The sequence below is a fragment of the Burkholderiales bacterium genome (genome assembly GCA_035518095.1).
Classification (GTDB): domain Bacteria; phylum Pseudomonadota; class Gammaproteobacteria; order Burkholderiales; family JAHFRG01; genus JAHFRG01.
Window position 1 is genome coordinate 1 of record DATIXX010000077.1, and the last position, 10,519, is coordinate 10,519.

A 10,519-nucleotide genomic window follows, 5' to 3' on the forward strand; every position below is an offset into this window, starting at 1 on the left:
CACCTCGGCCTCGATAACCTGTGCTGGATCTACGACAACAACCACATCACCATCGAAGGCAGCACGAGAATTACTTTTACCGAAGATGTCGCGGCTCGATTTCTCGGTTATGACTGGAACGTGCTGCGCGTCGGCGACGCCAATGATATCGAACGCATCGAACATGCGTTGCAGGAGTTTCGTGGGACGCAAGGCCGTCCCTCTCTGATCATTCTCGACAGTCACATCGGCTATGGCTCGCCCAACAGGCAGGACACCGCCGCCGCCCACGGCGAACCGCTTGGCGAAGACGAAATCCGACTCACCAAACGTGCTTACGGCTGGCCCGAAGACGCGAAGTTTTTGGTTCCTGACGGTGTGCGCGAGCATTTCGCCGCGGGGGTGGGCGCGCGGGGTGCGCAGGCCCGCAAGAAATGGAACGAGCTTTTCGCAGGCTACCGAATGAAATTTCCGGAGCTGGCAACCGAGATTGACCAGATGCAGCGGCGCGTGCTTCCTTCCGGATGGGACCGCAATCTACCCGTATTCCCGGCAGATGCAAAGGGCCTTGCGGGGCGGGAAGCCTCGGGCAAGGTCTTAAATGTGCTCGCACAGAACGTTCCTTGGTTGCTTGGGGGTTCCGCCGATCTCGGGCCGTCGAACAAGACCACGCTTATCTACGCGGGTGCGGGAAATTTCCAGGCCGACAGTCCCGGCGGCAAAAATCTGCACTTCGGTCTTCGCGAGCACGCGATGGGCGCAATCGTGAACGGGCTTTCGCTTTCCAAGCTGCGGCCGTTCGGCGCGACCTTTTTTATTTTCAGCGACTACGCGCGGCCCGCCATTCGCCTTTCCGCATTGATGGAGCTGCCGACCATTTTTGTCTTCACTCACGACGCGATGGGCGATGGCGAGGACGGTCCGACGCATCAGCCCGTCGAGCAACTCGCCTCGCTGCGCGCTATCCCCGGACTTGTCCTGCTGCGACCCGGTGACGCCAACGAGGTGGTGGAAGCATACCGCTACATCATGCAGCTGCGGCACAAGCCCGCCGTGCTGGTGCTGTCGCGCCAGCCACTGCCCACCCTCGACCGGACGAAATACGCACCGGCATCCGGCCTCGCGCACGGGGCCTATGTGCTTGCCGATCCACCCGGCGGCAAACCCGAAGTGATTCTCATTGCTACCGGCAGCGAGTTGAATCTGGCTGCGCAGGCTCATGAAAAGCTGACTGCGGACGGTATACGTTCGCGCGTGGTTTCGATGCCGTCTTGGGACATTTTCGAGCACCAGGCGCAAGATTATCGCGATCGTGTGTTAGTTCCTGACGTGAAAGCGCGCGTCGCTATCGAGCAGGCCTCCACTTTCGGATGGGAGCGTTATGTGGGCCCGCGCGGCGGGGTCATCGGCATGCAAACCTTCGGCGCTTCGGCCCCTCTGAAGGAGTTACAAAAGGAATTTGGTTTTACCGTTGAGAATGTCGTAGCAGCTGCAAAGGCCCAGTTACAACGTGTGCGCGCATGACTAGTTATCTCGGATCGGCTGCCACATTGTTCAGAAGGCCATGCCGTAAAATAGACGTAATTAATGTAGATTAAAGTTATAATCGTCGACGGTATATCTATTTTGCGCGTCCCTCGGGCAGCCGGATGATCGGTGCACTTGCAGGTGGCAGTACCGAATTAACGATTGATATTGCGCTTGATTAGATAAATGCACGCCACTTCTCTGATTGCCTGTCACGAATGTGATCTGGTGCAACGTGAACCGCAAGTGCCGGCTGGCGGCGTAGCGCGCTGCGCGTGCTGCGAGGCGGAACTGTATCGCAACCAACCTGAAAGCCTCGACCGCTCGCTCGCATATACGCTCGCGGCGCTCAGCCTTTTTATCGTTTCGAACACGTTTCCCATTGTCGGACTTATCGCCCAGGGGCACCTCATTCAGACGACTTTATATGGAACGGTGCGCGCGTTATACGACAATGACATGCGACTTGTCGCAGGACTCGTTTTTGCGACCACCATATTGTTCCCCGCCGCGGAAATTGCGGCCATGATCTACTTGATGCTGCCGTTGCGGCTCGGATGGGTTCCCCCCTGGTTCGCGCAGGTCTTTCGTCTGCGGCAAGCGGTACGGCCGTGGGGCATGATCGAGGTTTTTATGCTCGGCATCATCGTTGCATTGGCAAAGCTTGCACATATCGCGGATGTTGTCACCGACGCCGCCATGTGGTCGTTCTTCGGATTAATTATCCTGTTGGCTGCAGCGGCCGCAAAATTCGATGCTCGGGTTTTGTGGGTCCGCGCAAGTCTTAACCGTGCCTAAATCAGCAACAAGCGCCGCAAGTCTTGGCCTGCTCGTCTGCCACTCATGTGGTCAGTTGTCGAAAGCTGCACCAGGAGTTCATGAAGCGGCGTGTTCGCGCTGCGGCGCGCATTTGCATGTGCGCAAACCGAACAGCATTGCCCGTACCTGGGCCTTTCTCATCGCCGCCATGATTTGCTACATCCCTGCGAACGTCCTGCCGGTCATGGACACGGGCTCGCTGTTCGGCTCGCAAAAGGATACCATCATGAGCGGAGTCATTTACTTGTGGACCTCAGGTTCGTGGCCTCTCGCGCTCCTGATATTTTTTGCCAGCATCACCGTGCCGGCGCTCAAAATGGCGGCGCTCATCTTCCTGCTGTTATCGGTGCAATTCCGCTCCGCGTGGCGCCCCATGGCGCGTGCGCGCGTTTACCGTGTAGTGGAATTCGTAGGCCGCTGGTCAATGCTCGATATCTTCGTTATCGGCATCCTCGTCGCTCTGGTACAATTCTCCGCGCTTGCAACCATCAGACCCGCGCCGGGAGTATTGGCATTTGGCGCAGTGGTTGTGCTGACGATGTTCGCTGCACTGGCCTTTGACCCGCGCCTGATCTGGGATAACATGCGTAAACAAAATGGCTGAAACACCTCACGGTCCCGATATCCACGAAATACCCGAAGCGGTCGCAGTGCCCAAATCGCGCAGGTCGCTGCAGCTGGTCTGGATCATTCCGATCGTTGCCGCGCTAGTGGGCGGCTGGCTCGCAGTCAAGACGCTACTCGAGAAAGGGCCCGAGATTACGATCAGTTTCAGGACGGCCGAAGGCCTGGAAGCGGGCAAGACCAAGATCAAGTTCAAGGATGTCGATATCGGCATGGTAAAAAGCGTCACGTTTTCCAAAGACCTGAGCCACGTGATTGCCACCGCCGACCTCGTGAAAGAGGCGGAGCCGTACCTCGTTGAAGACACTCGCTTCTGGGTCGTCCGTCCGCGCATCTCGGGGGGCACTGTATCCGGTCTCGGCACGCTTTTCGGCGGCACTTATATCGGGACTGATATTGGGAAATCCAAAACACGCAAGCGGGATTTCATTGGCCTTGAAGAGCCGCCGGTAATTTCCACTGATATTCCAGGCCGTGAATTTATTTTGCACGCAGACACGCTTGGTTCTCTAGATGCCGGCGTACCGATCTTTTTCAGGCGGCTTCAGGTCGGTCAAGTGACTTCCTATGCGCTCGACAAGGACGGCAAGGGCGTGACGTTGAAAATATTTATAGATGCCCCGTATGATCAATACGTGAACCCGAACACGCGGTTCTGGAATGCAAGCGGCATTGATGTCACTGTGGATGCATCCGGAATCAGGGTCAATTCAGAAGGGCTGGTTTCGATCGCCATTGGTGGAATTGCATTCCAGACGCTGGCCACCGATTTTCCCCTGCCGCCGGCCGAAGCGGATACAGAGTTTGAACTCTTTAGCGATCGGACAGAGGCGCTGAAGCACAAGGATACCCTGTATACCGACCTTATAGTGGTGTTCAGGGAGTCGGTACGCGGTTTGTCAGTCGGTGCGCCGGTCGATTTTTACGGCATCACTATAGGAGAAGTGACCGCTATCAAGACGCAGTTTGATCCGAAAACTTTTGATTTCAGTATCCCCGTTGAGATCCGAATCTACCCCGAACGATTGACTTCGCGCTACTTGAAGGGCCCGGCCCGCGGAAGAGTATCCGGGAAGGAGGACCCCAAAAAGTTTATGGAGGGGTTAGTAAACCACGGTTTCCGCGCACAACTCCGAACCGGCAATTTGCTGACCGGACAGCTCTATGTCGCGCTTGATTTCTTCCCCGATGCACCCAAGGCCAAGTTCGACATGTCTCAGGAACCGCCAGAGATACCGACCGTACCGAGCGGACTGCAGGCCATGCAAAAGACTATTACTGTGCTTGCCGACAAGCTTACCAAGATTGCTGGCGACCTCCAGAAAGTGCCATTCGGACAGATAGGCCAGGACGTACGCGTAACCATGCAAAGTGCGAACCATGTGATGAAGCGGCTCGACGAAGAGATTACACCCCAGGCTCGCGATGCGCTCATCGATTTGCGGAAATCTCTTGATTCGGCAAACCAATTGATGTCCGAAAGAGCGCCGCTGCAACAGGATACCCGTGAGGCAATGCGCGAACTTGCAAGAACGGCCCGGGCATTACGCGTACTCGCCGATTATCTCGAACGCCATCCGGAAGCATTGATTCGCGGCAAGCAGGAGGATAAAAAGTGATACGAAATTACCTGTTCACAGCGGCATTGCTCGCGGTCACTACACTCTCCGGCTGCGCCAGCACCCCCAAGTCAAATTTTTATACGCTGAGCTCCGGCGTTGGGCTTGAGCGGTCTGAAGCCAAGGCGCAATACACGGTCGCAGTCGGCCCGCTGACGGTGCCGGAAATTATCGACCGTCCGCAGATTGTGACGCGCAGCAGCCCAACTCAAGTGCAAATCGCAGAATTCGAGCGCTGGGCTTCGCCGGTGAGGAGTGAAATTTCACGTGCTATTGCTGATGACCTCACGCAACAGCTGGACGGCGCGTATGTTTACGTGTATCCGCAGATCGTGGTTGCGAGCGCGGATTATCAGGTGTTGTTGGAAGTGCAACGCTTTGATTCAAAGCCTGGCGACGCAGTGACGGTCGAGGCGCTCTGGACGGTGCACCCGGCACAAGGTGGGGCGGTGAAAAACGGTCGAAGTGTGGCGCATGAAGCGACGAAAGGCGACAGCTATGACGCCCTGGTCGCAGCCTACAGCCGCGCGCTAATGTCCGTCAGCCGCGATATCGCCGAGGCAATCCGCTCAACAAGACAATAGCTCTGTCGGCCGTAGTAAATTTATCGTAGTTCCTTGCCCGGAGTCGCTGCGACACAACCATTGCCGCCCTGAGGACAAAAGACGAGGTAGGTTGTGCGCTTGTTGCAGCCGGATACTCCGATGGTGAATTCGGCGCGTTCAATTCCACCCCAGACGGGCTGCGTGACTTCCTTTGAAAGAATGGTCGCACCGGCGTCTGGGCAGTTGAGATCGAATCGCCCTTGACTCTGGGCAGTCTGGATGGCCATGCCTTGCTTGCTTTCGAGCAGTTCGCTCTGCGTGACGCATCCCGCCAAAAACACTGCCGCAACGGCAGCCAGGTACGTGTAAAACTTCAACATATATGCTTTCCCTTTCTTCTCAAAATCTTGTGTTGTCAAGCGAACGACGGAATTTTCAATGAACCTAAATTTTGCTCAAATAATATTCTCATTTTGGCGCCTCGGGGTCAACGCAGGAGCGCGCCAGATCATGAAAATTGGCCTCGCGCTCTCGCTTGCAACAATTAATCACGCAAAAGGCGTTCGCGCAGCGAATCGTAGATCGGCGGGACACGCAGCAAAGTTGGCACCGCCATCGCAGCGAAGCAGGATGCGAGCATAGGTAATAGCAGCGTGAAGCTCCCGGTGAGTTCAGTAGCGAGCACGATCCCGGTGATTGGAGCTCGCACGACAGCGGTAAATAACGCGGCCATTCCAACGATAGCGAATGCCGTTGGTCCCGAGGCGACGCCGGGAAACCAAAAGCAGCAAAGGGTCCCGAAAAGCAAACCGATCTGCGCACCCAGCACAAGCATCGGTGCGAAAATGCCGCCTGGTGTGCCCGCAGCATAAGAGACTGCTCCAAGCCCGAAGCGAATGAAGAACACTAAAGCAATCGTAAGCAACGCATCGGTTCCGTTTAAGGCATTTTGCGTAATAGCATCGCCACCGCCAACGATATCCGGCGCGAACCAAGCCAGCAAAGCGACAATCACACCGACCAGTGCGGCGCGCAGCTCAATCGGCAGTCGCCTGAGCCGATCCATAAAGGCGAGAGCGCCAAGTATCGCGCGACAGTAGGCGACTCCGACAATCCCCGCAATGATACCCAGCGCAATGTGAACGGGCACAGTTCCAAAACCGGGATACGGCTGCGGCACTACGTGGAAATCCGGCGTTTGTCCAATCAGCACGCGTGCCACCGCTATCGCGCTCGCCGAGGTGCCGAGGGCTGCTATCGCGATCCGCGTATCGAAACGCCGTACCAGTTCTTCCAGAACAAATATTGCTCCGGCGATGGGCGCGTTGAACGCTGTCGCAAGACCGGCGCCCGCGCCGGCAGCAATAAGCACCTTGCAGTCTGCCCAGCTGCGGTGGAAAGTTGTTCCGAACAAATTTGCGATGGATGCGCCCATCTGCACGCTCGGCCCCTCGCGGCCGAGAGCCAGGCCGCTTCCAATCGCGAGAACGCCGCCGAGAAATTTCACGAGCATGAGGCGTAGCGGGGGACCGGGATGTCTCCCATCCTGCATGACTGCCTCGATATTCGGGATGCCGCTGCCACTCGCTTCTAACGAGAATCGCCGAACTAACCAGGCGGCCAAAGCAGTTGCTGCAGAAATAATTCCGATGACGAGCAAGAAACCGGCAGCCTTTTCTTCATGCGCCCATGCTATGAACGTAGTGCGAAGGTAATCCGCTTGCGTGAGTGCAAGCCGAAATATCGCAGCCACGAACCCCGATACTGCTCCAACGACGAGCGAAATCAGCGCGAGCGCGATGAGTCCGCCGTGATCTTCGGAATTGATTTCAGATTCGCTCTGCATCGAGCAGAACTTCGTCGAGCAACGTTGTCCGCGACCCGGTCTGCGGCGTTTTGCTCCTATCTAACCGTCATACAGAGTCCGGCGCTGTCATCGGCCCATTGAGTCAACTACTCCGGTAATCCATTGAGGAGGTACATAAACTGAATCTCCTGACTCGGCTTGCCAAATGCGCCAAACCAGTGGTCATAGATTGGAAGTACATCGGCAGAGCGATAAAGCCTGGCCAGCTCTCGATTCACGGCCAACCGAAAATCGGCGTCATTTCGACGCACCATAAGACCATAGGGTTCGTAGGAGAAGACAAAGTTTGCCAGGACGAATTGCTTCGGATTTTTCGAGGTAACTATAAGTCCTATAAGGATCCCGCGATCGGTTGCGTAAGCATCAATGTCGCCTTTCTCAAGCGCGGCAAGGCCATCCGAATGGTCATTGACGTAGACCATCTTAACAGTGACGAACTGCTTTTTCAGGAAATCAGATAGCGCTTTCACGGTCGTAGAACCGGGGACGATTCCGATGCGCTTGCCCGCCAGGTCCTCAAGTCCGTGTATTTTCGTGGACGCTGTGGTAACCATGCTTCCCCCATCCACAAACGTCATTAAGCTGAAATCCACTTTTTCCTGCCGCGAGAGGGTGTTTGTACTCGAACCGCATTCGATATCCACCTTGCCTTCGGCAACCATCTGGATTCGGTTCTCAATATCCACCGGCACCCACTTCAGCTGGAGGTTGTCCATCCCGAGCTGCTTTTGAATTGCGCTCGCCACGTGCATACAAAGATCAATGGAGTAGCCTATCGGTCGTTTGTCCGGCCCCATGAAAGAAAACGGAGGCGATGATGTTCTGTAGCCGATAACGAATGTGCCCGACGATTTGATTTTGTTCAGCGTCCCTGTCAATTCCTGCGCCAACGCCGGTGCGGAAAGAAGCAGCGCCACAATCAAAACGGCAAGTGTTTTCTTCATATAACTCATTTAAACCTCCCTTGTTTCTGGTTAACGGAAGCGGGGCTTCCGGAAATTTACATTAATGTAAGTCATTCGAATGGCCAGGCACGGCCGAATCTGTCGGCGGGCTCACTCGGGTTTTTATTGCGGTTTTGCGTCAATCCAATATTGATCGCACTGACCCGGTCTGCGGCTTACTGAACACCAAATTGCAAGCGTCACATGAAAAACACTTGCTGGCCGGAGCAAGATGCCATGCATCCTGGTACACTCAATCGCAGCATATATGAGAAGCGTCGGCACAGCAATGTTGTAAAAAAGCATGCCTACTTCCAGCGTGTTTCACTGCTTTATGTTTTCATCTCCTTATACCTGATTGAGGCCCGAATCAAAAATCCCGTCATGATCAGGTGCAAGATGACCACAGGCCACAGGAGAATTCCGGTGAAACCACCTGCGCAACCAACGTAGGCGAGATACAGCGTGACGAGCGCGCTGTAGATTAACATGCCGACGACCGCCGGACCCGGCCAGCATGCAAGCCCTAACGCGATCAGGGCGATACCGGTCACCCGCGCAACCGGTATGGCGACGCCGATAAGTTTCTCGCCCAACAACAACTGCCCGACGAGCGACGGAACGACCAGCAATGCCAATCCGGTCACGCCTTCGCCGGCAGCAGCGAAAATCAACATCTTTTTCATTGCCCCTATATGATTCATTCTTTCGCGCTCGCGACCTGTCGGCAATGACTTGAAGCTGCTAGCGCTCCGATGTATCAATAGGCTGTGGCTCCGGTGCTTCCATAGTAGGCCCGAGCTCCGCCTTAGGCTGAGATGCCGGCTTGGACTCCGGTTCGAGCTTGAAGGTCAGTTTGTCGATCTTGCCCGTAAACTTGAACGGCACATCGTAGCGATAATCCAGCATCGCTACGCCGGTGCGCGTGTCCTCTCCGATGTCAAAAGTTTCGTCCTCCGGGAACGTGATCGGCGTGCCGTGTTCCATGGAATTCCTGGCTACCTCTTTGCCGTCAACGTATAGCACGCCCGTTCCTCCCTTGCCCAGGCCTGGGCCATCCGACTTGTAGTCAAAGACGATGGTGTGCTTGCCGGCGCCCAACGCGGGCCCAGCCCATATCGTGCGCTTGAGGTTAAGCAGGTTATAGAGGAACACCGGTTTCCCTTTACCCAAATCAAACGTCCATGTAGCAATCACCGCAACCACCCAAAGTATTCCAAGGATCAGCATTCCATGGCCAATCCGCAGTTTTCCGCCCGACCACTTTTGGCTCTTGCCGACAATGGTAAGGACGAGTCCGGCGAGCACTAGCACCAAGCCTGCCGTCCTGAAAAACCGGTCTTGCAGCCAATAGTTGTAGCTCCTGCTCAGGAACAATCCATAGCCGCCGAAGCGCCCACCCTCGGTTACGATCATGCCTTCCGCGCCGCCCTCGGGAATCTCGACCTCGGCAGTGATGGTGTAGGATTTGTTCAGGATATCCGGCGCCGCGCTGGCCGGCGTACCGATCAGGTCGCCCGAATACGTGAAGACCGTTTGTCCCGCCGTGAGACTCGGTCGCGGCGTGTTCCAGCGCGCGAGCGTCGAATTGTCGAGCGGCAGCACATCATATTTCTTCGCCTCGGCGTAGAAGATGTCCTGCATTCGCTTGAGCTTCTCCGGCATCGTGGCAGCCAGATCGTTGGACTCGGTGGGGTCCTCCATGACGTTGTAGAGCTCCCACTTGTACCCGGTGATCACGTCGGGCGGCGGGACACTGCTCAGTTCCCACGGGAGCGTCGCCGGCGTCGTGGCCGCCACCCACCCGTCGTGATAGATGGCACGGTTGCCGAGCATCTCGAAGTATTGCGTCGTGTGTTGGCTCGGGGCGTTGGCGTTCGCCTTGTCGAACGTGTACATCATGCTCACGCCTTCGATCGGGCTTTGCTTGATACCATCGATCGTGTCCGGCGCCGGAATGCCGGTCGCTTCGAGAAGGGTCGGCACGATGTCGATGAGGTGGTGGAACTGACGGCGGATGCCGCCCAGGTCATTGATGTGGCCGGGCCAGGAAATTACCATGCCCTGGGCGGTCCCGCCGAAGTGCGACGCTACCTGCTTGACCCACTTGAATGGGGTGTCCATCGCCCAAGCCCATTCTGCCGCATAGTGCGGGAAGGTCTTGTCGGACCCCCAGAACGGGTACCAGAGGTACTGAGCCTTGACCGGCACAGCAACGCCATTGAAGGTGGTGAACTCGTTCGGCGTGCCGTTGAGCATGCCTTCGGCGCTCGCGCCGTTGTCACCGCCGATGTAGATGACCAGCGTGTTGTCGAGTTCGCCAAGATCCTGGACCTCCTGGATGACGCGGCCAATCTCATGATCGGCGTAGGCGAGGTAGGCGCCATAGATGTCCGCTTGCTTGATAAAGAGCTTCTTCTCCAACTCACCAAGAGAGTCCCATTCCGGTAGCTCCTTCGGCCACGGCGTCAGCTTGGCGTTTTCGGGCATGATGCCCAGCCGCTTCTGGTTAGCAAAGATGGTTTCGCGCACTTTGTTCCAGCCCTGGTCGAAGAGATGCATATCGCTGATCTTCTTGATCCACTCAGGCGTCGG

Annotated in this window: 8 protein-coding genes and 1 pseudogene; 4 read left to right on the top strand and 5 right to left on the bottom strand. The window is 56.4% G+C overall.

The features are described from left to right. The 4 genes and pseudogenes from VLV32_12495 to VLV32_12510 form a co-directional block, all read left to right on the top strand. A partial coding sequence (locus VLV32_12495) for a transketolase (protein ID HUL42702.1) occupies positions 1–1,503 on the top strand: 1,503 nt, incomplete at its 5' end. Between the two features lie 189 nt (positions 1,504–1,692). Next, positions 1,693–2,929: pseudogene (locus tag VLV32_12500) on the top strand (paraquat-inducible protein A). Continuing rightward, the gene (locus VLV32_12505; protein HUL42703.1) at positions 2,922–4,568 is read left to right on the top strand and encodes an MlaD family protein; all 1,647 of its coding nucleotides are present in this window, start codon (positions 2,922–2,924) and stop codon (positions 4,566–4,568) included. Before VLV32_12500 ends, VLV32_12505 begins: the two are co-directional and overlap by 8 nt. Continuing rightward, the gene (locus VLV32_12510; protein HUL42704.1) at positions 4,565–5,152 is read left to right on the top strand and encodes a PqiC family protein; all 588 of its coding nucleotides are present in this window, start codon (positions 4,565–4,567) and stop codon (positions 5,150–5,152) included. The genes VLV32_12505 and VLV32_12510 overlap by 4 nt, the downstream gene beginning before the upstream one ends. A gap of 20 nt (positions 5,153–5,172) precedes the next feature. Here VLV32_12510 and VLV32_12515 read toward each other — a convergent pair whose 3' ends face one another. The 5 genes from VLV32_12515 to VLV32_12535 form a co-directional block, all read right to left on the bottom strand. After that, entirely contained in the window at positions 5,173–5,493 is a 321-nt protein-coding gene (locus tag VLV32_12515; protein ID HUL42705.1) for a hypothetical protein, read from the bottom strand. A 164-nt stretch (positions 5,494–5,657) separates the two neighbouring features. Next, a complete protein-coding gene (clcA, locus tag VLV32_12520) occupies positions 5,658–6,959 on the bottom strand; it encodes a H(+)/Cl(-) exchange transporter ClcA (protein ID HUL42706.1) in 1,302 nt (433 codons plus the stop codon). Positions 6,960–7,066: 107 nt separating this feature from the next. Beyond that, positions 7,067–7,924, bottom strand: a complete 858-nt coding sequence (locus VLV32_12525; GenBank protein ID HUL42707.1) for an amino acid ABC transporter substrate-binding protein — start codon at positions 7,922–7,924, stop codon at positions 7,067–7,069. A 332-nt stretch (positions 7,925–8,256) separates the two neighbouring features. Further along, entirely contained in the window at positions 8,257–8,610 is a 354-nt protein-coding gene (locus VLV32_12530) for a hypothetical protein (GenBank protein ID HUL42708.1), read from the bottom strand. A 58-nt stretch (positions 8,611–8,668) separates the two neighbouring features. Beyond that, on the bottom strand, positions 8,669–10,519 hold a 1,851-nt coding region (locus VLV32_12535; protein HUL42709.1), incomplete at its 5' end, for a sulfatase-like hydrolase/transferase.